Origin of the sequence: Rhodococcus sp. 14-2470-1b (assembly GCF_002259415.1) — a bacterium.
Lineage (GTDB): Bacteria > Actinomycetota > Actinomycetes > Mycobacteriales > Mycobacteriaceae > Rhodococcoides.
In genome coordinates, this window is sequence record NZ_NPFY01000011.1 from 34,387 (window position 1) to 55,347 (window position 20,961).

At 64.0% G+C, this 20,961-nt stretch carries 17 protein-coding genes; 5 read left to right on the forward strand and 12 right to left on the reverse strand.

Annotation, left to right across the window (positions count from 1 at the left end; genetic code table 11):
* Positions 1–7 precede the first annotated feature (7 nt).
* The 3 genes from CH293_RS07215 to CH293_RS07225 all read left to right on the forward strand — a co-directional run bounded on the left by CH293_RS07215 (position 8) and on the right by CH293_RS07225 (position 2,683).
* The gene (locus tag CH293_RS07215; RefSeq protein ID WP_255122745.1) at positions 8–844 is read left to right on the forward strand and encodes an alpha/beta fold hydrolase; all 837 of its coding nucleotides are present in this window, start codon (positions 8–10) and stop codon (positions 842–844) included.
* Positions 845–988: 144 nt separating this feature from the next.
* Positions 989–2,206 (forward strand): FAD-dependent monooxygenase, encoded by a 1,218-nt coding sequence (locus CH293_RS07220; RefSeq protein ID WP_094719809.1) that lies wholly within the window; start codon positions 989–991, stop codon positions 2,204–2,206.
* A 27-nt stretch (positions 2,207–2,233) separates the two neighbouring features.
* On the forward strand, positions 2,234–2,683 hold the full coding sequence (locus CH293_RS07225; RefSeq protein ID WP_241483853.1) for a MarR family winged helix-turn-helix transcriptional regulator: 450 nt from the start codon (positions 2,234–2,236) through the stop codon (positions 2,681–2,683).
* A gap of 1 nt (position 2,684) precedes the next feature.
* On the opposite strand, the gene CH293_RS07230 is transcribed toward CH293_RS07225, so the two are convergent.
* Entirely contained in the window at positions 2,685–3,773 is a 1,089-nt protein-coding gene (locus CH293_RS07230; RefSeq protein ID WP_094719810.1) for a hypothetical protein, read from the reverse strand.
* 117 nt (positions 3,774–3,890) lie between these two features.
* On the opposite strand from CH293_RS07230, the gene CH293_RS07235 reads away from it, so the two are divergent.
* The gene (locus CH293_RS07235; protein WP_141217152.1) at positions 3,891–5,105 is read left to right on the forward strand and encodes a hypothetical protein; all 1,215 of its coding nucleotides are present in this window, start codon (positions 3,891–3,893) and stop codon (positions 5,103–5,105) included.
* 52 nt (positions 5,106–5,157) lie between these two features.
* Here the strand turns inward: CH293_RS07235 and CH293_RS07240 are convergent, their stop codons facing one another.
* The 7 genes from CH293_RS07240 to CH293_RS07270 all read right to left on the reverse strand — a co-directional run bounded on the left by CH293_RS07240 (position 5,158) and on the right by CH293_RS07270 (position 14,991).
* A complete protein-coding gene (locus tag CH293_RS07240; protein WP_255122747.1) occupies positions 5,158–6,255 on the reverse strand; it encodes a hypothetical protein in 1,098 nt (365 codons plus the stop codon).
* Positions 6,252–7,559 carry a hypothetical protein gene (locus CH293_RS07245; protein WP_255122748.1) on the reverse strand — a complete coding sequence of 436 codons (1,308 nt, stop codon included), beginning with the start codon at positions 7,557–7,559 and terminating at the stop codon, positions 6,252–6,254. Before CH293_RS07245 ends, CH293_RS07240 begins: the two co-directional genes overlap by 4 nt.
* A 136-nt stretch (positions 7,560–7,695) precedes the next feature.
* Positions 7,696–10,950, reverse strand: a complete 3,255-nt coding sequence (locus tag CH293_RS07250) for a DUF4132 domain-containing protein (RefSeq protein ID WP_141217153.1) — start codon at positions 10,948–10,950, stop codon at positions 7,696–7,698.
* Between the two features lie 27 nt (positions 10,951–10,977).
* Positions 10,978–12,123, reverse strand: a complete 1,146-nt coding sequence (locus CH293_RS07255) for a serine hydrolase (protein ID WP_094719814.1) — start codon at positions 12,121–12,123, stop codon at positions 10,978–10,980.
* Entirely contained in the window at positions 12,120–12,743 is a 624-nt protein-coding gene (locus tag CH293_RS07260; RefSeq protein ID WP_094719815.1) for a TetR/AcrR family transcriptional regulator, read from the reverse strand. The genes CH293_RS07255 and CH293_RS07260 overlap by 4 nt, the downstream gene beginning before the upstream one ends.
* Positions 12,740–14,302, reverse strand: a complete 1,563-nt coding sequence (locus tag CH293_RS07265) for a class I adenylate-forming enzyme family protein (RefSeq protein ID WP_094719816.1) — start codon at positions 14,300–14,302, stop codon at positions 12,740–12,742. The genes CH293_RS07260 and CH293_RS07265 overlap by 4 nt, the downstream gene beginning before the upstream one ends.
* Positions 14,303–14,337: 35 nt before the next feature.
* Positions 14,338–14,991: a nitroreductase family protein gene (locus CH293_RS07270; protein ID WP_020110594.1), complete on the reverse strand. Its 654-nt coding sequence runs from the start codon at positions 14,989–14,991 to the stop codon at positions 14,338–14,340.
* Between the two features lie 169 nt (positions 14,992–15,160).
* Between CH293_RS07270 and CH293_RS07275 the strand changes: the two genes are divergently transcribed.
* A complete protein-coding gene (locus CH293_RS07275) occupies positions 15,161–17,065 on the forward strand; it encodes an NAD(P)/FAD-dependent oxidoreductase (protein ID WP_094719817.1) in 1,905 nt (634 codons plus the stop codon).
* Positions 17,066–17,859: 794 nt separating this feature from the next.
* Here the strand turns inward: CH293_RS07275 and CH293_RS07285 are convergent.
* The 4 genes from CH293_RS07285 to CH293_RS07300 all read right to left on the reverse strand — a co-directional run bounded on the left by CH293_RS07285 (position 17,860) and on the right by CH293_RS07300 (position 20,829).
* On the reverse strand, positions 17,860–18,879 hold the full coding sequence (locus tag CH293_RS07285; RefSeq protein ID WP_094719819.1) for a hypothetical protein: 1,020 nt from the start codon (positions 18,877–18,879) through the stop codon (positions 17,860–17,862).
* Between the two features lie 93 nt (positions 18,880–18,972).
* The gene (locus tag CH293_RS07290) at positions 18,973–19,293 is read right to left on the reverse strand and encodes a hypothetical protein (RefSeq protein ID WP_037112196.1); all 321 of its coding nucleotides are present in this window, start codon (positions 19,291–19,293) and stop codon (positions 18,973–18,975) included.
* Positions 19,294–19,324: 31 nt separating this feature from the next.
* Entirely contained in the window at positions 19,325–19,540 is a 216-nt protein-coding gene (locus CH293_RS07295) for a hypothetical protein (RefSeq protein WP_037111791.1), read from the reverse strand.
* 29 nt (positions 19,541–19,569) lie between these two features.
* The gene (locus tag CH293_RS07300; RefSeq protein WP_094719820.1) at positions 19,570–20,829 is read right to left on the reverse strand and encodes a hypothetical protein; all 1,260 of its coding nucleotides are present in this window, start codon (positions 20,827–20,829) and stop codon (positions 19,570–19,572) included.
* Positions 20,830–20,961: the final 132 nt, after the last annotated feature.

Genomic DNA, 20,961 nt, shown 5'->3' on the forward strand with positions numbered 1-20,961 from the left:
GTCGGACATGTCCATCGATCAGGTACCTGTAGCGGGCGGGAACATCGCCGTCGAGACTCTCTCCGGCACCACCGAACCCATTCTCGTGGTGCACGGGGTCTCCAGCCAGCGCACACTGTGGGGTTGGCTGCACGCGGAGGCTCCGCACCTGACACTCGTCGCACCGGATCTGCGCGGGAGGGGTGACAGTGCGGACGTCACAGGCCCGTCATCACTGGCTCAGCACGCCGAAGACCTGGACGCGGTTGTCGATGCACTGGGCCAGGATGCCGTGCACGTGTGCGGAATGTCGATGGGTGCGTTCGTGGCGGTCGAGTTCGCAGCCCGCTACCCGTCCAGAGTGAAGAGCCTCGTCCTCGTCGACGGCGGCGTGCCGGTAGGACCGCCCGAGGGTCTGACACGAGAGAACGTTGCAGCAGTGTTCGGGGACAGGATCGCTCGAACACAGCAGCAGTGGAACAGCGTCGACGACTACATCCAATTCTTGGTCTCGACGTCGTTGCCCCTACTCGACCCAGCCGACCCGCTGTTACGTCGGTACGCCGAACACGACCTGGTCGACGGCGCCGTCCGGCTGTCGGCGGATGCAGTCGTCGCAGACGCCACGGACGTGTTCTTCGGCCACTCGAGGTTCGAGGAACTGACGGTGCCCATTCGATTCCTGCACGCGCAGTGGAGCGTCGGAGCCGATTCTCCGCCGATGTACTCACCGCAGAACATCGAGGCCGTCGACATGACCTCCGTCCGCCCGTTGGCCGGACTCGATCACGCCGGAACGATCATGACCTCGGTCGGCGCCGCCGCCGTAGGCGCAATGATCGACGAGGCGGTGCGGGGAGGGTAATCGCGTGCGATGACTGAGCTCGTCGCGATACTTCTCAAGCACGTTCACGTCGGCGGGTTTGCGGAGACCTGCAACCGGGCAAGTACCTCCACAGTGAAGTAACTTCGTCACAGCGATACCTAGGCGGTTCGCGGGAGGAACACCATGTCGAGATCGGATCAACGGCCCACGCGGGTCCTCGTCACCGGCGCGAGCATCGCCGGACCCACCTTGGCATGGGGTCTGGCCAGAGCCGGATTCGACGTCACCCTTCTCGAGCGATCTCCAGCTCCGCGCGAGACCGGGCAGAACATCGACATACGCGGACTCGGGCGCGAGGTGATACGTCGGATGGGCGTCGAGAACACCATTCTGGAAAATTTGACCGGCGAGCAGGGCACGCGGTTCGTCGACCGGCACGGTACGCCCCACGCGGTGTTTCCTCGCGAGGAGGGCCAGGACGGACCGACCGCAGAGATCGAGATCCTCCGCGGACGGCTCGCACAGATTCTCGTCGACATCGTTCCCCGCGAGGTGGATCAGCGGTTCGGCGACTATGTCGTCGGTGTGGAGCAAGACTCGTCCGGTGTCGACGTCACCTTCGACGGTGGCGGCGCCGAACGCTTCGATCTTGTACTCGTCGCCGAGGGCCGTAGCTCTCGGACCCGACGCATCGTGTTCGACGACGAGACCACGCTGCGGGATTTCGGGGTCAGCATCACGTACGGCACCATCGATCGACTACCCACCGATGTCGATACCTGGGATTGGTGCACTGCCGGCGGAGGTCGCGTCGCGACGCTGCGGCCCGACAACGAGGGCACGATACGAGCGACTCTGTCCTTCGAATCCGAGCCCTTCGGATTCGAATCCTTACCGGTGGATGCCCAATTGCACATCCTGACGGAGCGATTCCGCGGAGCGGGCTGGCAAACCGGACGCATCCTCGACGGCTTTCACGAGCGGCCGCAAGATTTTTACACCCAGCGTATGGAACAGGTACTCGTTTCCACGTGGAGCAAGGGCCGCGTCGCGCTCATCGGCGACGCTGCATGGGGATCCGGCCCGACCGGCATGGGCACCACACTGTCCCTCGTCGGGGCACATATCCTTACCGGCGAACTCACAGCCAACCCCGACAACCATCGAGAAGCGTTCAGCCGCTACGAGAAGCAGATGCGCGCGTACGCAGACAGCGCGCAAGGAATGCGACGAGGGAGCGCTCGGCTACTCCACCCGTCGTCGAAAATGGGTGTGAAAGCCTTGCATTCGGCATACAAGGTCGCGGCTTCGGCACCGGTACGCCGGTTCTTTCAAGCCAACCTGCTGACGCACGAGAAGCAGGTTCCGACGCTTGCGGACTATCCGCTTCTGCGCGCCTGATCACCGCCTGGCCGAAAGGATCGACCGATGTCGACAGTGAGAACCGAAACGCTCGAAGCGCTTCGTCACTATGCGGTGAGCTACCAGGAGTCCGCGTATCAGCTGGCTCGCTGGATGAACCTGCCGACCAGCGACGGCAACGCGCTCGGCGAGATCATCTGGGCCGAAAACGAAGGCACACCACTGTCTCCCGCTGTGCTGTCAGCCCGGATCGGGTTGACCTCCGGGGCGACGACCGCACTGATCGATCGCCTCGAAAGGCAGGAGCTCGTGCGCCGCAGCCGGGAAAGCACCGACAGGCGAAGCGTGGCATTGCGCTCCACGCCGCTCGCGCGCGAACGAATCGACCCGTTCATACGCCGGGCATCCACCGAGCTCGAAACCGCGCTCACCGACTACGACGACACCACACTCGTCGTCATCCGTGACTTTCTTCTCCGATTCGCCGCCGTTCTTCCCCGGGAACGACGGAGCTGAACTACACGCTGCCGTTCCGTCTCCGCTGCAGCACCATCACGCCGACGGCCGATGCGGCGACAGCGACCAACGACGTCGCCCACAGCCATGAATAGGGGGAAGTCAATGCACTGGTCAGGGGGGTGTACGCGGTCCACCCGTACTGGACGGTGATCGGTACTGCCGCTGCAAGCGGGAGCGCGGTGACGGCAATTACCGTCGCCGGAGCATTCGACGGACGCACCGACGCATACAACATCCCCAACGCCAACGGCACGAACACCATCCCCATGAGGAATACGCCCAACGCCTCGGCGACGACCCCGACAGCCAACAGCGCCAACGCAACCACAGGTCGCGACCACCTCCACCCCACCCCAAGACCTGCGAGCAGAGCGGCCAGCAAGATGACGCCGGACTCGGACCCGTACACCGGAGACACCACCGACGCCAGAGTCACCAGCGCCGCGAGCACCACCATGCCCGTCGACCCGGGCAACACGAACGCCGCACCGACGAACACGACGATCATCAGCAGGGCAAGTGGCCACCGCTCGAAGAAATCGAACGACGAAGCAGCCACAATGCACGCCGGCAGCCCGAGTCCGGCGACGATGAACCGTCGTCGATCCGCAGCCGTGATCGGGTCACCTGTTTCCGCCGACTGGAAGAGGCCAGCCCAGAACGCCGCAAGCAACAGCACCGCGAAAACGCCCATCGCGACGTAGTGGGTCGTCGGTACGACCGGCTCCGGGAGGTAATCGGCATACCGCCGCGGGATCGACTCGAACATCGGTGACAACGCGAAGCCCGCGACGGTGCCGACCACCAACGCGCCCAGCGCTGCTCGGGTCCCGGCAAGTCCGGAGGCAAGACCACCGACCACCAAACCCGCAGCAACGCCCGTCACCGGTTCCGAGAACGGAACAGCCAGAATCAGAACACCCAACACCGCAGCTGCACAAGCAGTTCTGCCACCGAGGACCATAGCCGCCGCGAAAGCCACAACCGCACACACCACACCCGACCCGACACTGCCCTCCATCGTCATTCGCAGCGCGACGACGAACACACCACTCACCGACGCCAGAACCGCGAGAGCAGGTTTCATGCAGTGACCCTAGCGCGCCGAGCAGAAGCCCCGACGCTGCCCATTTCCCGATGTACCCGACGGTCCCTCCCTCGCACGATGACCGATACGCGCTGTTCTACGGGCTAAGCTTTGCTGGTGCGAGATACCCGGCGACGCGGTGGCGTGTGGATCGACGTCCTGGTCGTGGCGGCTATAGTGACCGGCGGGACGGCGATTGCCGGTGCGACCAACAACCCACAGCCCGACGCCATGGCGATACCTGGCTGCGATGTGGTCCAGCCCGCCCAAGACGGTGTCTCCTTCGCCATCGGCACGTATGGCGGTAAATACGACAATCCTGACTATCCGTGGCTGACGGCATCCAAGGCGACGGCGATGTCGGATGCGTTGATCGAATCACTGCCCACTGGAGTCGAACTGCAGTTCGCGGCTCCGTCGACCTCGTTGGTGTTCCAGCCGATCGATGTTTATCCGTCCGACGCATCGCTACCGGACGGAATCACCGTCGAGGACATCAGCGGCGACAGCACGGCCTCGGGCATCGTCGAAAAATCCGGTGTCTCCGCGCGCCTGAGGGTGTCGGTCCAGGAGTGGGACCGCGGGGTACCCGCGTGTGTCGCGGAGCAGCTCGACGAACGAACTACACTCCCCGGCGGTACCGTCGTCGACACGTCAGACGCAGTCTCTGTGCTTGACGGCGAGCCGACGCATCGCCGGTATGCAACTGCGTATTTCGCGGACACCATCGTCGGTGCAACGATGTCGAACGACGGCGAGAATGCGGCGCTCCCACTCGAGGTCGGCGAGCTCCGAGACATCGTCTCGAATCCGGAATTACGTGTCAGCGCGACGGTGCCCGATGGAACTCCGCTGCCGCGTCGTGACTGCGGCTCGTCACGTGAGAACCCTGTTCCGCCTCTGCCGAGGGAACAGATAGAACGCATCGGCAGCGCCCTTGCCGACCGATGGGCAAGATTTTTCCCCGACGCCCGCACAGACCGTCCGCTGAACGACCTCCTCCCCGGCAGATCCGGCAGTGGAAGTGCCTGCACCAGTGTCACTGTCGTGACGCCGTCGGGACCGTCCGAGTTGACCGTGGACATCTCGGTCCAAGAGGGTAGCGCATGGCGTGACGCTGGGGAGTCGAGCAGCCCCAGGGTGAACGGAACAACTTTGCCCGACGGGGGTGTCGTCACCCGCTGGTCCGACGAGTTCGCCGCCGGTGCACGACCGTCCGAGTACGTGAGCGTGCTCCGGCCGTCGAACACGCGCGTGCAGTTCGGCTTCGGCGAAGGAATCGATGTCGACACGCTCGTTGCTCTCGCGTCGTCACCGGGACTGGATCTGTAGAAAGCTCCCGATCGGCATGCCGGGACAGCATGGTCCAAAAACGATCACCGTCTCATTCGACGAGCTTGACGATCGAGCTGGAGCTCACGAAGTACACCCCGGATTCCGCCTCCACAACCGTTCCCGACGCAGTGAACCCGTCGACATCCACTGGCAGTGACCACGCCCAGAACACATCCCCGGTTTCACGGTCAGCAGCGATGATCGAACTGCCGTCCTGGGAGTAGACAGTCTGTCCGATCGTCTTCTCGACCGCGTACGGATCCTCCAGCTTCCATACCTCGGTGTCGGAGTCCGTGTCGAAGACTGTTGTTTGCGAACGTAATTCGAGGCTGTCGACGGCCGATCCCGTCACCGTATCGAAGAACTCGGCGTCGCTACCGAGAGTGATGACGCCCCGATCGTCGTGCACGTGTATCAATGTCGACTCGATACCGTCCCAGGTGGCGAACCCGGTGACGGGTAGAGACCAGGCGCCGGCCAACGCGTCGACGCTGCCACCGTGCAGGACCGATTCACCGTCCTCCGGGTTGCCCTCCAGGATGAACACCGATTCGCCGTCGGACTCGATCCCGTAGGTGAACCAACCCTGCGGCAGGGGAACTCGGCGCAGGGCCCCATCCTGCGCATCGATGGCGACGATGGCCGGCACGTCCGCGTACGAATCCAGGCACACCAGTTCTCCGCGAGTGAGTCGACTTGCGCAGGTGTCGACACCTCCGGGCGACGCCGACCAGCGCACGGTGCCGTCACCGGCGTCGATTCCCAGCAACTTCGGCGAATCGAACGAGTACGTTCGTGGGTTGGGCAAGCCGACGGCGGTGATCAGCACGTCGCCACCGTCGACGACGCCGTAGAGGCTGGAATCGAACAACAGCCCCGCCGAAGGCGCACGCAAGGCTGCGAAGTCACGCCCGTACGCGGCCGACGCGTCGGTCGACCATTCCGGTGTGTGCGCGGGACCGGGCGAGGCCTCGGTGGTGGTCGCGGACTCCACTTCGCTGTACTCGGCCCAGTCGCCCACCGACGCATCGTCGGTGGGCGCATCGGGGGTGGTCCGAGTGAGGGCGACGCCCGCTGCCGCGACGGCAGCCACGGCGACCACCACTGCTACTGCGGTCCGCAGCGTGTCCTTGCGTGCTCTGCTCACGGCCACTGTCCGATCGGGGTGTTGGCGACGGCGTCGAGCACTTCCGCCGACAGAGGCTCGGGAAGCGTCAGGGGCGCTCGTCCCCCTGCGGCGATCTCGACCGTCGACCGCGCCGACACCTGCACACCGGACGGGCGAGTGACCGTCACCGATCGCGACAACAGCCCGGTACCGTCCTCGGACGTCATCATCTGAGTGATGTCCGTGTCCAGAAACTCGACGACCGATCCGTCGGGCAGCGTTCGGAGAACCGGTAGTTGGCCGTAAAAGGATGGATCGTAAGGGTCCGGGGCAGTCGGGAGGGGTTGTCCGCCGGCAACCGACACCGCCAATCGAATGGTGCCGTCCCCGACGCCCACGTCGGTGCAGATTCCCGACCCGAAACCGTCCGGGACCAATGATCCGATGGGGCGGTCCAACGCCGGTGCGTCCCGAATTGCCGCCCAACTCGCAGTGAATGCTGCGTTCGCTGCATCCACGGCCTCGCGGCTCAGATCTTTCACCGTTCCGTCGCCCGGCGGATACACCGAGCAATCGACCTGGAGCACCGGGCTTTCCGCCGGAGATGGAGCCGACATCGCCAGCTCCGGTATCGAAGCAATGGCCGCAGCTTCTTGTTGCTCCAGCGGCATCGCCGGCGACGAACCGGCACTCTGATACACGCTGACGCGCGTGCCGTCCTCGCGATAGGCGGTGGCCGAGCGTGAGTAGGTCCGCACGCCGTCGATTTCGTACCATGAGTCACCACTGTCGACGACGGTTCCGTCGGCGTCGATATCGCGCCGTTCGAGAGCGCCCGCGACACATGGGGGCACACCATCACTCGACGGCCCGACGTTGACCGACACGAACGCCGTGACACCGTCACGCGTCAACTCCGCGTGCGCGGTGGTCATCGGATCGAACTCACTGTCGCCGAAATCGGTGACAGGAGCGAAGTTCAGCGAATTGGAGGGTGCAGCCACATCGATCTCGACGTCGGCCGGCAATGCTGCCCGCACGGCCTCGGACATCGCCGCGGCCTTGGCAGTGGTGAACCACGGGAAATCAGGATTGTCGTAGGTGCTGTCCCCTCCGAAGGAAGACGTGGCGAACAACTCGCCCTCGTCCTCCACCGGAGGTTCGACGGTGTCGCACCCCGGGATGTCCGCGGACACGTCGACCGGCGCGCTGACGAAATTCCCGGTGGTGGACGGACCGGTCTCCCCCGACGGGATGAAGCTTGCGACCACGACTCCCACCGCAACGATGGTGACGACCACCGAAATGGTCCTGATTCGATCGAGCAGCCCGCTGTCGGTCACCGTATGACAGTACCGACCAGTGCTACCGCGACACCGAGCGTGGTCCCACCACATCGCTCCCCCACGATGGCCTCGAGCGTTGCCCCGACGCACGGCGCCGGAGACCTTCGCAGCACAGTGTGTCCACGCGTTTCCGTCACGGACCCTGCAAGTCCGGTTCATCGCCGGTGATCGGCTCGTACGCGAGAGTCGACACATCGCGGAGCAACTCGGACGCATCGACCATCCCGATGTTCGGGTTGGTGACGAATGCCTGGACTATCTTCTGCTCGGCCCACATAGCCGGGCTCGCCACGTTGAATCCAGGGAAAGCCAGGATGACAGCGACCGTGTCCTCGTCGACTCGCTTGCTGATAGAGATCTGCGCGCCCTTGTCCTGCGGTTCTTCGCGTTCCCACCCGAGCCGCTCCAACGCGAGCAATTGAGAAGTTGCAACCTTGGTGTTGTCCAACACCGCCAATCCCGAGGACACATCGTCGCGGAAGACGTCCCTGTCCACCTGCTCGAAAGGCTGCACCAGGTGAGCATCAGCGAAGGCAAGTCGCCACAACTCGATCTCGACACCCATTGTGACGGGGTGGATGACGAATACGTCGTCGGCGTCGTCGATGCTCAGGTCGGACCCATCCCGACGCACTGCGTTCCGTGAGGCCGAGAAAGCGAACTGGTCGCCGCTGTCGGTGGACCACACGAGCCGACCCACGATCTGCCATGCCACCGGGTGTCCGACGAGATGCCGTCGAACCTGCCCGTATGTCCACCTGCGGCCGGTGACCATGGCGCGTTCGAAGCGCTGGATCAGCTCGCCGCGCGCTGCGTCGAGGTCCCGTCGCAACGTGGTGTACCGCTTGAACTCCTCAGCCGCTTCATCCGCATCGTCGGGACCTGGCCGCGGCATTCGAGCGCGCGTTTTCCCGTTGCTGTCGGTGATGGCGATCTTCAACGCATGGTCCAGCGACAACGTGAACGACCTCGACCCATAGTCGAACATCGTTGTGCCGTCGGCGTCGAGGCCCAGATCGGGAATGAGTCGGTCCGCGAGATCGGCCGGGGTGAGGGCCAGTTCGTCTGCGATCTGCCGAATCCGAGCGTCGGCTTTCGCGCGTAGAGCCGGGAACCGCAACCCCTGCGATATCGCCCAGATGTGTCCGAGCGCCGCATCGGTTCCGATTGCGGCGAGCACGTCCAACCCCGCCGCTGCTCGCCGGTGTGCGGACTGCAGCGGCCATTTCCGCACGAACGGCGCCAGACGCCGTGCAGTTTCGTCGTCTCCGACTATTCCGAGCGCGTCCAAGCACCACCGTTGCGCATCGGGACATCCAGCGCTGGACCAACGTTCGAACAGATCCCATGCAAGTGACTCGAGACTGCCGGGAGCGACGAGCGTGCGAACCACCGCAACGCCGGCATATACCTCGTCCAACTTCGACAACGCGAACATCGTGCAGATGTTCCCGACCGCCTCCGGAGGCAACGGCTCTTTACTGTCGACCAAAGTGACAGTGGGCAGCAAAGCGGGATCCAGCCATGCGGGCAAGGTAGGTGTTCGCGTCGGTAGATCGAACAGCGGGTCCGAGTCCACGAACGCGGTGACGGCAGCGGCAGCCGAGGATCCGAACTCGGTCGCTGCCGCAACCAGTGCGTCGCGGTGCCCACGCTTCGCGAGCGTGCGAAGTGCTGCGAGGGCAGCTTTCCTCGCATCACTCGATCTCCCCGATGCGGCCACGACTACGACTGGCGCTGCACTGTCGATATGCCGATCGAACCACTGCAAGGCGACCGGCCGCATGGCTTTCGAGCCGAGCCAGGTCGCCATAGTCGAAGCCACCGAAGACCCCGTCACCGGCAGCAGCACCGATGCGCTGAACGTCGGCCTGGTTACCACCACCCGGAAGACGTAATCCACTGCGTCGTCGCCGAATCGGACCAACAGCCGCCGGAGATCGGCCTCGGGGCGAAAGATCCAGCGCGGGATCGCGGCGTCGGCAAGCAGCGGTCGTAGTAGTTCTTCTGGACCGCGCGAGATCTCGTACAACTGGTAGGCGTCGGAACCTTCCGCGACGGGACGGAGAATGTCCGACCAGGTACGACGACCGAGATACATCGGGTAGTCCGGCTCAGGTTCTGCGAAGTGGTCTCGTTCGTCCTGAAGCCACGTGACGGTCAACGCATCGCGCGGAGCCTCCAGGTCGAGGACGGGCATGCGGGCTTGTCTACGATCACCCGTCCACGGCGGTTCGGTAAGCAGGGTCGGCACGGGGCCCGCCTGCGGTACCGACGGCTCGTTCTCATCGCGGTCCCCGGAAAGGTCGGGGTGGAGCCGTTCGAGATCCAATTTCAGTCGTGCCGCCTTCGGGCCCGCTGTGGCACCGAGCAAACGGTGAGCGCGGAACGGCGCGGCTTCCATCGCTGCCAGGACAGCGGGCTCGACGTACTTGCGACCGAGACGTTCGACCAGTTCGAGGAACCCGTCATCGGTGTCGAACTCGGCGAGAATCGCAGCACATCGCTTCTTGTTCTGCGAGGACAAGTTTCCGTCGAAAAGCTCTCCGACAAGTGGTTCGACGCCAGGGCCAAGGTTCGCGCAGATCGCGTGCACGAGATTCATCCGCATCCCGAGACTCCACATCGCGTCGTCGCGTGTCCTGTGCGCGTCGAGTATTCGTTCGACATCACGGGCGGAAGTGACACACGCCAGCAGCGGCATGTGGTCTTGCTCGTGATACCGAGGGAGACCCGAAGCAGCAGCCAAGTCCTCCTCGACCCAGCTGGACTCGGTCGGCAGGAGGAACGAGATCGACAGGTCACGTGCATAGCTGGCGCCTCTCAGCGTTGCCAGGACATCGACGACGCGCCGGTACTCCTCGTCCGGCAGTGCGGCGACCGCGGTCCGCACACGAGAGTGCGTGTCTCCTATGCCGAAGTTCAGCATGTCCATATCGCGGCGTCCGGTTACCCAGATCGTCAGGACGTTACCGCGAGAACTCCGCTCCGACCTCATGTCGACCCGCATACCGGCCGCGGCGACGATCACTTCGGCAGCGAACGCTGCTCCCCTGGTGACGATGACCTCGTCGACGAAAGGAACACTCTGCTTGTAGTTGGTGTGATCGATCGTGGCCCTGAACGCAAAAGCAATGGCGCGCGCTGTTGGCGCCGTGCCATGCGAATGCGCGTCGAGAAACTCCAGACCCGCTGCAGCCGAGACTGCGTCGGTATCGGGGTGGCGGATGGCGTCGCCGATACGCGTCGCATCTCCGACCAGCCCCTGCACGACCGATGACTCCCGCACCCGCACCTTGCTTCTCGCCACCGGAGTCCGGCCATGCACGGCCTCGCCGCGACGCCACCACGCTGGAGGGACTGCCCAGGGCCGTTCACCGATCGTCACGAACACACCCTAGTGTGCCAACTATCTTTATATGACCTCTCGACCGCCTGCAGCATACGTCGCCCGGAGGTACTGCTCGGCACGATCCGAGCCGATGATACCCGGGCCCATTTTGTTCATCATGTACGAGAACGTCATTCGGGTATCCGGGTGCATGACGATGAGCGATCCGCCCCATCCTCCCCAGAAACAGATGCGCCCGTCCGGGATGTAGGGCACTGTGTCCAGTTGCGGGAGTCCGAAGCCGATACCGAATCTCAGGGGCACGCCGAGAGCGAGGTCGATTCCGTTGCTCTGCTCCTGGAAGATCAAATCGATCACGTCCGGCCCCAGCAGGCGCACGCCGTCCACTTCACCGCCCCGCGAGATCACCGACAGGATCCGGGCGACCGATCGAGCATTGCCATGGCCGTTGACCGCACCCATGTCCGCGCGTCTCCAGTCGGGCGTGTTCGCGGACGCAGCCTGAACGAGTGGGCCGAGGAATGTTCGACGCCTGATCCTCAGCGGATCGGAGTACGTGTCCGCGGCCGGTGGCGGCGGCGGTACGACGTCGGCGATGCGGTGCCAGTCCTTCTCGTCCGCCCCGATCTGGAAGTCCGCGCCCAGTGGCCCTGCAATCTCGTCGGCGACGAACGAGCGCAACGACTTTCCGGTGACGCGTCGTATCAGCTCCCCGATCAGATGTCCCTGATCGGCGGCGTGATAGCCGGATGTAGTCCTGGAATCCCACCACGGCTCCTGAGCCGCGAGCTTCGACGTCGCCAAGTCCCAGTCGTACATGTCCTCGGTGGAGAACGGCCTATCCCACCCGGAGACGCCGGAGGTATGCGACATCAGGTGCCGTACCTCGATCTGGTCCTTCCCCGCGGCGGCGAACTCCGGCCAGTACTGCGCAACAGGCGAATACGGGTCCAGCAATCCACGATGGATCAGCATCAGCGCCGCCAGACTGGTGACGGTCTTCGTCGTCGACCAGACGTTGGTGATCGTGTCCTCGGTCCACTCCGTCGTTCGGTCCACGTCGCGGTACCCGCCCCAGATATCGACGACGCGCCTGCCGTCGATGTCGACGACGACCGACGCACCGAGCTCGTCACCCGAATCGATGTTGGCGGCCAGAGCATCTCGCACACCGCTGAACTCTGCAAGGCACTGCCCGTGAACCGTCATGCGCGGGCACCCAGAAGGCGGCGAACAGCGAGTTCGACGTAGTTGTCCGCGACGTCCTCGATGCTCAGTTCACCGTCGTCGTGGAACCAGTTGCTGATTCCGTTCAGCATGTCCGTCAACGCGAACGAGGCGAGCCGCGCATCGGGCACCGTGAACTCACCTGTGCGCATCCCCGCTGCCACCACGTCGCGCACGCGACGCTGATACTGACGGCGATAGTCCTCGACGATGGCTCGGTGTTCCGTTGTCAACGACGCTAATTCGTGCAAACCGACGATGTACTCGACGCGTCGAGAATTGAGATGCACCAGATGTGCGCGCACCAGTGAGGACATTCGCTCGGTCGGTGTGCCCGGCGCGTCGAGCAGCGGAAGAGTCTCTTCCACCGGGACCTGCGTGACCGTCAGGCAAACAGCGAACAGGATGTCTTCCTTGGACGGGAAGTGGTGATACAGGCTGGCGCCCTTGATGCCCACGGCGTCGGCGATATCGCGCATCCCGACGTTCGCGTACCCGTCGCGCGCGAAGATCTCGGCGGCTTTCGCCGCGATGTCTTCCTTGCGGCGCCTGGTGCGGATCTGGCGAGGGACCGCCACCTCCGATTCGTCGGGCGCGGTCACCCGACCTCCGTCGCGACACTCATCTTCCGCAGTTCACGCTTGAGGATCTTGCCCTGCGCATCCACCGGGAGCTCCTCGATGACGTGCACGGCCTTCGGCGCCTTGTACGAAGCCAGCGACGTCCGGCAGTGCTCGATCAGCGCAACCGGATCCGGCGTCGACCCCTCCGCCGCGATGACGAACGCCGTGACGGCCTCGGACCAGTACGGATCCGGCATCCCGACGACGGCAGCGCGCAGCACGTCCGGGTGCGCGTGCAGGGCGCGCTCGACTTCCTGGGACGACACGTTCATACCTCCGGATTTGATCATGTCCTTCATACGATCGTAGAAGAACAGATTTCCGTCGGCGTCGATGCGCACCATGTCACCGGTGTGCACCCAGCCGTCTGCGAAGACATCAGCCGTCTTGGCCTCGTCCTTGAAGTACCCGAGCATCACCGACGGTGTCCGGCACAGCAGTTCACCGATCTCCGCCTCGTTGCCCTCCGCGTCGACCACTTTGATCTCGAGGTGCGTGACCGGCTTGCCGATCCACGAAGCATCACCGCCCGGAATGTCGTCGAGAGTGGTGAACCAGCCGACCGAACCCAGCTGAGACAGCTCCGACTGACCCCAATACGTTCCCCAGATCGCCTCCGGCGCAGCCTGAGCCCACGCGGTGATGGTGTGCGGAGAGACCTGACCACCGTAGGTGAGACAGCGTCGTACCTGCCCGACGGCGGCAGGCCCGAAGCTCGCCTCCCGCGCCAGCGCCAGATAGAACGTCGGAGTCTGCGCGATGACGGAGATGTTCTCGTCGGCGATGATCTGCAGCGACCTCGTCGGATCGGCCGTCGCAGGCAGGACCAGCGTCGCCCCCATCAACGTCAACGTCGTCATCGAACCCAAGCCGGCGATGGTGTGGAACGGCATGACGAACAGCCACGTGTCCTCCGGCCCCGTCCGCAGTCCCCAACTCCATGCCGGAGCCGTCGAGATCAGGAAGTTCCGGTGCGGAATCATCACGCCCTTGGGCGCTGCCTCGGTACCCGAGGTGTAGATGACCATCGCGACGTCGTTCTCGTCCATGTCGACGTCGGGTTCCGTGGTGGCCGTGTTCGCGGTGAGCTCGTCGTAGTGGGCCCCGAACCCGACGAGCGTCGCGGAATCCGGCTTCACCGACTCGATGACGTCGAGGAACTCGGGATCGGCGACGATCACCGTCGGCTCCGCGTGCTCGAGTTGGTGCTTCACCTCCGGCCCCCGGTAGAGCACGTTGATGCCCGTGAACGCGGCACCGACCTTGAGCGTGCCGTAGTACGCGACGACGACGTCGACGCTGTTGCGCGCCATCGACGCGACGCGGTCACCGTGCCCGACGCCCAGATCGAGAAGCAGGTTGGCGAATCGATTGGCGCGTGTGTCGAGGTCCGCGTAGGTGGTGACCACACGGGCACCTGCTGCGTCGTAACTGATGAACGCCGTCTTGTCGGGTTGGGTTCGCGCGTGGCGACGAAGTTGATCGCCGATGGTCGCGCGGCCGATAGCGGCTCTGTGCTGGGGGGCGGGTCCGGGCACGGTGGGCTCCTGAGATCTTTAAGTGCGGGGAATCTCTACAGTGCGGGGGACAGATCGAACATCGGCTGCGAGAAGGTCTCCAGCGCAACGATTTCCTCGACCGGGCTGCGCGTCAGCTTCTTCGGGAAGTTCTTCTCCGGGTAGCCGACGGTGATGTGCGCGGCGGTGATGTACTCGTCGGGGATCTCCAGCATTGCGCGGACAGCCGGCTCTTCGTGACACAGCAGGGTGGTGACGGCCGTCGCGACGCCTTGATCGCGAAGCGCCAGGCACAGGTTCTGCACAGTGGGGTAGATCGACGCACCGCCGACGACGGAGAGTCGGCCGAGCTCGTGATCGGTGGGATGAAGCCCGTCCATCGCGGCGCAGACAACCACGATCGCGGGAACCTCCGCAAGGTGACGGGCGAAATAGTCCGCATCCTGCACAGTCTTCGGCAAGGCCCCCACCGCGACGGTGCCACCGGTGATGCCGGCGAAGTAGGCGTCCCACATGGGGAGATACAGATCCGCGAGTGCTTGCTTGCGCGCAGCGTCACGGACGACGATCCACCGGACCGGCTGACGATTGCCGCCCTGCGGACCGAAGCGGGCGACGTCGAACGCGCTCTTGAACACCTCGTCGGGTACCGGCTCGGTCGAGTAGCGCCGACACGTTCCGGTGGTGCGCATTGCCTCGGTGAGTTCCATGGGGAGTTCCCTTCGCCTGTCCACTGTTAGGTAGTGGTGACAGCATTGTGTGGCGCAAGCCACATTGTCAAGGGTCAAAATCCCACATTGTTCACCTATTGCGTGAATTTGCCTAACTGTGGTTAGTTTGCGAGAGGCCCGTGCGACTCGTGCCACGAAGGAGGTTCCGGTGACCGTCACAGCCCCGACTGCACTGAGAAGAGATCGGCTGGTCCGAGCACTCGACGCGGCCAACATGCCCAGTCTCGTCGCCGTGCTCTACCAACTCACCGGCGACCGCACGTGGCTCGAAGACCCGTACCGCCCGACGCGCAGCCGCGGCATGGACGACAACGACAGCGGTGGGTTCGCGCCCCATGTAGCCGACCTCATCCGGGCTGCCGCACTGGACGCGATCACCGACGGACGACCCCCAGCACTGCCGACGCCGACGGGAGACGAGTTGGTCGAGATGATCTCCGCCGCCGTCGGCGAATCCATCCCTCCCGAGTTCGCGGAGATGGTCGCCGAGGACATGGGGTTCACCTCCGAACCCTCGCCCCAGGATTCTTCTGCGCCTGCGACGCAGTGCGACTTCTCGGTCATCGTCATCGGAGCCGGCGTGTCCGGCATGCTCGCCGCCATCAAGCTGCAGGAAGCCGGTATCGAGCACATCGTCCTCGAGAAGAACTCCGACGTCGGCGGTGGATGGCTCGAGAACACCTACCCCGGCGCGGGCGTGGACACACCGAGCCACCTCTACTCGTACTCGTTCGCACCGCGGTCCTGGACCACACACTTCGGCAAGCGCGACGAAGTGTGGCAGTACCTCAGTGATGTTGCGGCCGAAAATGATCTGCGGGAGCGGATCAGGTTCGACACCGAGGTCGACTCCGCCGTGTATCAGCCGGACACACAATCGTGGACCGTCACCACGATGGACGGCGACACCCTGACGGCCGACATCGTCATCACCGCCACCGGCCAGCTCAATCGTCCCAAGGTGCCGAACATTCCGGGACTGGACACGTTCGACGGACCCATCTTCCACACCGCCGAGTGGCCCGAGGGCCTCGACCTGCAAGGCGAGCGGGTGGCCATCGTCGGCACCGGCGCCAGTGCGATGCAGGTACTACCCGCAATCGCCGAGACCGTGGGGCACGCGACGGTGTTCCAGCGATCACCGCAATGGGTGGCGTCGAGCGACGTCTACTTCGAACCCATCGACGACGACGTCAGCTACCTCATGGAAGCCGTTCCGCTGTACCGATTGTGGTACCGAGTGCGGCTTGCCTGGAACTTCAACGACCGCGTTCACCCGTCGCTGCAGGTCGATCCCGAGTGGGAGAACCCGAGCCGCTCCATCAACGCCATCAACGACGCGCACCGCCGCGTCTTCACGAGGTACGTCGAGAAGGAACTCGACGGTAGGCCGGACCTCATCGAGAAGTCTCTGCCCGACTACCCGCCCTTCGGCAAGAGGATGCTGCTCGACAACGGGTGGTACGCCGCGCTCAAACGCGACAACGTCACGTTGGTGACCGAAGGAGTCGCATCCATCGGACCGGACTCCGTCGTCGGATCGGGCGGACACGTCGCCGAGGTCGACGTCGTGATCCTCGCGACCGGATTCGAAACTCACAAGCTGTTGAGCCCCATCGACATTCGAGGACGATCCGGCGTATCGATCAAGGACTTCTGGGGACCCGAAGACGCCCACGCGCACCTCGGCATCACCGTCCCCGACTTCCCCAACCTGTTCCTCACCTGCGGACCGGGAACCGTGCTCGGTCACGGCGGAAGCTACATCACCATCGCCGAATGCCAAGTGCGTTACATCGTCGACCTGCTACGCACCATGGCGGACAACAACATCGGTGCCGTCGAATGCAAACCAGAAGTGGAACAGGACTACGTCCGACGCCACGACGACGCCCATGCCCGCATGATCTGGACCCACCAGGGCATGGACAACTGGTACCGCAACGACGCCGGCCGAGTCGTCTCCACACTCCCCTGGCGCATCGTCGACTACTGGAACATGACACGACACGCAGATCTCGACGACTTCGACGTCGAGAGCGCGAGGAGATAAGCGCACACCGGTCCTGGTGTAACAGTTGCGCACGCGTGAGCCGGGATCCCGCCTGACGGGTACGCAACTGTTACGGCAGTCCCGGGCCGTTCGTGGGGTAGACCGACAATCCTCATCTGTGGTACCAATTTCCCATGACTTCATTCGACACGTCGAAAGGCGCATGAGCGCCTTCACGTTCACCACCTTCGGTCCCAGCGAACCGGGGTGTAGATCATGAAACTCGCAGAAGCGAGCACGTTCCGCGGTCGGCGGACATCGGACCGACCTCTTGCGTGGCGAGAAGCGCCCGAATAGACACTGGCTCAGCATATTCGACGCATCACGGTGTAGCGCGCACACCACAGTACGACTCGATCCACTCACCGGGCATGCGTCTCCGTCATGACGCATCGACTATGACCCGCGTACAGCACAGAAGCAGGCGACCACGCACGAACAACGGGACCCTCGACCTGCTCGAGCAGTGGCGCCGACGCGTGGAACGCGTCGAGCGGCGCGTAGCTTTCGAGTGCCGTCCCACATCGAACTTCGATACCTACCCGGCCATCGTCGCGGGACCGACCGGCTGTCCCGCATGTGACAGCCCGTTCACGGGCAACGGAACCCGAGACCGCCTCGAACGGATAATGCGGGGCAACAGCCGCAAAGCCCACCGCCTCAGGGCAGCAGTCACTCATCTCGACGAGAGGTACCGCGAGGCAACGATAGAAGTCGACGCACCTGCCGGGTTGCAATGGTGGGACCGACGCTTGCCATGGGCATGACGGCGCATCAACAGTTTTGGAGTAACTTCATTCGGTTCGCGTCAGGATCGACAACACATCGGCGGGGATTGCGCGGTAATACCCGAACCCGGTTGCACGTTGACAACCATCGAGCTCGAACGACACGAACGAGCTGCCAGAGCCGTCTGGACGGCGCAATTCGGTCGACGCAATGCGGCTACTTCGTCTGTCGCAGGCCGGCGCCAAGGGCGCGTTCGCCACGGATCTCACAGTCGACGCACTGTCCTCTCGGCTGAGCGTCATCGCCTGTCCGACCACCGAGATAGAGGGGTCGAGGGGCTGTTCGGTCGATGTGGGGACGGTGCACAACTGGAGTTTGTCCACATCGTCCATCGGCATCACCAGGGACGGCACCACAGTGCTGTCGGGGGACTGTTCGCGTTCCTCGGCGGCAGCTACGTCCTCAGGTGTTGTGTTCTCGAATTCCCATCCATAAGCACCGGCAGCGCACGTGGTGTCGTATCGGTCGGTGTAACCGGTCGGGTGAGAGACGCGAGAGACTTCGGTGAGGTCGGCGAGGGCCTCGATCGGTGCGTTCTGAAGTCCGCACGGGCTCGCCGGCCATGCCGGTCGAAACGCCTTGCCGACGTCGTCGACGAACCACAGACCAACCGGAGGACTCATTGCATACGCACACGACGCCATCACGCCGTCGGGAAAGCGCTCCGATTTCGCAGAGAACGCAGCATCCACGGCGTCGATGTCACCTTCGAGCCGCACCGAATCCACCGTCATGAACCCAGCGTCGTCGGTGCCACGCTCGCAGCGAACCACCGCAACAGGCACAAACGCAGCCGGCGGGTATCCCGGAGGCGACGCATCGGACGTCAACGCCGGATCCCACGGTCCCAGGCCGGTCAGGTCTGTGTAGATGTTCTCCGCCAGACAGTCCGGGGACGAGTCCACCGTTGCGGTCGGTGGTCGGTACGAGACGCTGTCGACGAACGGATTCAGACCAGATGAGCACGATGAAGACACCACCGCCAGAACAGCTGCAAGGCACAGGAGAGACCTCACGCTGCTCATGATCGAAGGGTAGTCGCAGACTTTCGTCTTGCCAGTCGTATGAGGGCGCTACAGGAGCACAACCGAAGGGAAAGGCAGGACGAATACGGGTGCTCAACGACCGTTGACGTCCCAGATGTACAGCGTGGGTCCGAGGATGCCGAAGGGATTCAACAGATGCTTACGCCCCTGCGGATCCAGCTGATACGCCGACGTCTGCCCGTGGAACGACGAGCAGCGGATGTCAGCGGTTCCGTACGGACTGATCACCGCACTGCGCTCTCCAGTCCACGCATCCAGCGACCAGGGGACCGCGAATTGGTCGCTGCATGGGTAGTCACTGAAACCCGCGTCCTGCGCCGACGCCGTCGGCGCAAAGAACACACCCAGACCGACAGTGAGTGCACCTGCGCCGAGTACAACCTTGATCCTCATACGACCTCCCGATGACGAGAACGACACGACTTCAGCTCGATCCGAACATGATCGGGAACGGGTTGACACCCTTGTCGGCGAGATATCCGAACCACCACAGCCACGACCACACGGGATAGAGGAAGTCGGGGAGCCACTCGTACTGCGGAGCCGACGGACTGCCGGGACTCGCATTGGCGGGTCCGGACGTGACGACCAGGATCACTCCGATTACACATGCAACGAACGTGGCGCGCACCGTATTCATACTCACGTATCGCCCAGTCCGAATCCGTGTTACGAGCCTCCGGGAACCTCACCTACATCCTCAGTGGTGCCGTTCGGCCGCCCTCGGCGCGCTTGAAGAAGCAGGTACGCCCCCGCCGCGGCCAGGACGGAACCGACGCTGATTGCCGTCGACGTCCACTCCCACCCGCTCGGAGAAAAGACAGGCGGCACGCGTGTCAGCGGCGTGTAGGCCGTCCACCCGAACTCGGCGACGATCGGGACCGTCACTGCGATCGGGGTGGTCACGGCGATCACCGAGGCCGGCGGGCTCGTCGGAAGCAGTGACGAGAAAAGGAGTCCAAGGGCGACGGGCAGGATCACTACGGTGACTGCCGATTCGATGGCGTCCAGCTGAGAATCGGCGAACAGTCCCATCGCTGCAACCAGCGCGATCAGTAGGAAACCCACTAGGGGAAGCGGACGCCGCCACCCCACCACGACGCCCACGACCAACAACGCAACGAACACGACGGCAGAAGCGAATCCCATCGAACCCGTCGTCGGAGCCGCCACAAACGCCAATGCGGCGAGTACAACAGTGCCGGTCGTCCGGGGCAGAGCGAACGCCGCGCCGACGAGCAACGGCACCACGGCGATGCCCAGAAGCCAGCGATCCTGCATCGCCCCGTCCGCACCGAGCCGGTCCACCGAGCGTACGAACAGCCAGTACAGAACCAGACCGCCGACGGGGACGAGCACTCCCACGGTCAACACTCGTGTGCGGTGCTGCACCCGCTCGACAACCCCCTCGACATTCGAAAAAGCCAACAGAACAGCCAACACCGCAAGAGCTACGAGAATGTAGTGCCCGGATGAATCGTTGGAGAGGTACTCGGCATAGCGGACCGGGCTCGATTCGATGTGCGGCACCAGCACCATGCCGGCGAGCACACCGACTACCAACGCGCACTGCATGGTTCGACGATTGCCACAACCGGCGAGCACCGCACAACCACCGAGAATCAACCCACCCGCGAGCGCACGCAGATGCATCTGCACGTCGAACGAACCGAAAGATACAGCCGCGAGCAGCACGACGCCGATACCCGTTGTCGCGTAAAGAGTTCGACGGCCGGTCACGAACACAGCCACCACGACGGCCACGACGGCTGCCACTGTGGCCGCCGCAGCCGCACTTCCGACGAAGACGTCGAGGCGGTCCCCTCCCGCGACGTACGCGAAGTTACGCGCCGGCGTGACTACCACCGCCCACACTGCCGTGAACGCGCCGACGAAAACGGTCAGGTGAGCGAGTACGCGGGCTGCCATTCCAGAGATCTCAGGCGACCGTGAATCTGACAGTATTCGCCAAGGGGTTCAGGTATGTCGTGCTCACCGCGTTGGGCGTGACGACGACCGAGCCTCCACCGGATGGCATCGGAAAAGTGACTTCACCGGTCA

Bases quoted from the DNA above. Each gene is read 5' to 3' on its own strand.
- CH293_RS07215 (WP_255122745.1), top strand. From the start codon at position 8: ATGTCCATCGATCAGGTACCTGTAGCGGGCGGGAACATCGCCGTCGAG.
- CH293_RS07220 (WP_094719809.1), top strand. From the start codon at position 989: ATGTCGAGATCGGATCAACGGCCCACGCGGGTCCTCGTCACCGGCGCG.
- CH293_RS07225 (WP_241483853.1), top strand. From the start codon at position 2,234: ATGTCGACAGTGAGAACCGAAACGCTCGAAGCGCTTCGTCACTATGCG.
- CH293_RS07230 (WP_094719810.1), bottom strand. From the start codon at position 3,773: ATGAAACCTGCTCTCGCGGTTCTGGCGTCGGTGAGTGGTGTGTTCGTC.
- CH293_RS07255 (WP_094719814.1), bottom strand. From the start codon at position 12,123: ATGACGGTTCACGGGCAGTGCCTTGCAGAGTTCAGCGGTGTGCGAGAT.
- CH293_RS07270 (WP_020110594.1), bottom strand. From the start codon at position 14,991: ATGGAACTCACCGAGGCAATGCGCACCACCGGAACGTGTCGGCGCTAC.
- CH293_RS07285 (WP_094719819.1), bottom strand. From the start codon at position 18,879: ATGAGCAGCGTGAGGTCTCTCCTGTGCCTTGCAGCTGTTCTGGCGGTG.
- CH293_RS07290 (WP_037112196.1), bottom strand. From the start codon at position 19,293: ATGAGGATCAAGGTTGTACTCGGCGCAGGTGCACTCACTGTCGGTCTG.
- CH293_RS07295 (WP_037111791.1), bottom strand. From the start codon at position 19,540: ATGAATACGGTGCGCGCCACGTTCGTTGCATGTGTAATCGGAGTGATC.
- CH293_RS07300 (WP_094719820.1), bottom strand. From the start codon at position 20,829: ATGGCAGCCCGCGTACTCGCTCACCTGACCGTTTTCGTCGGCGCGTTC.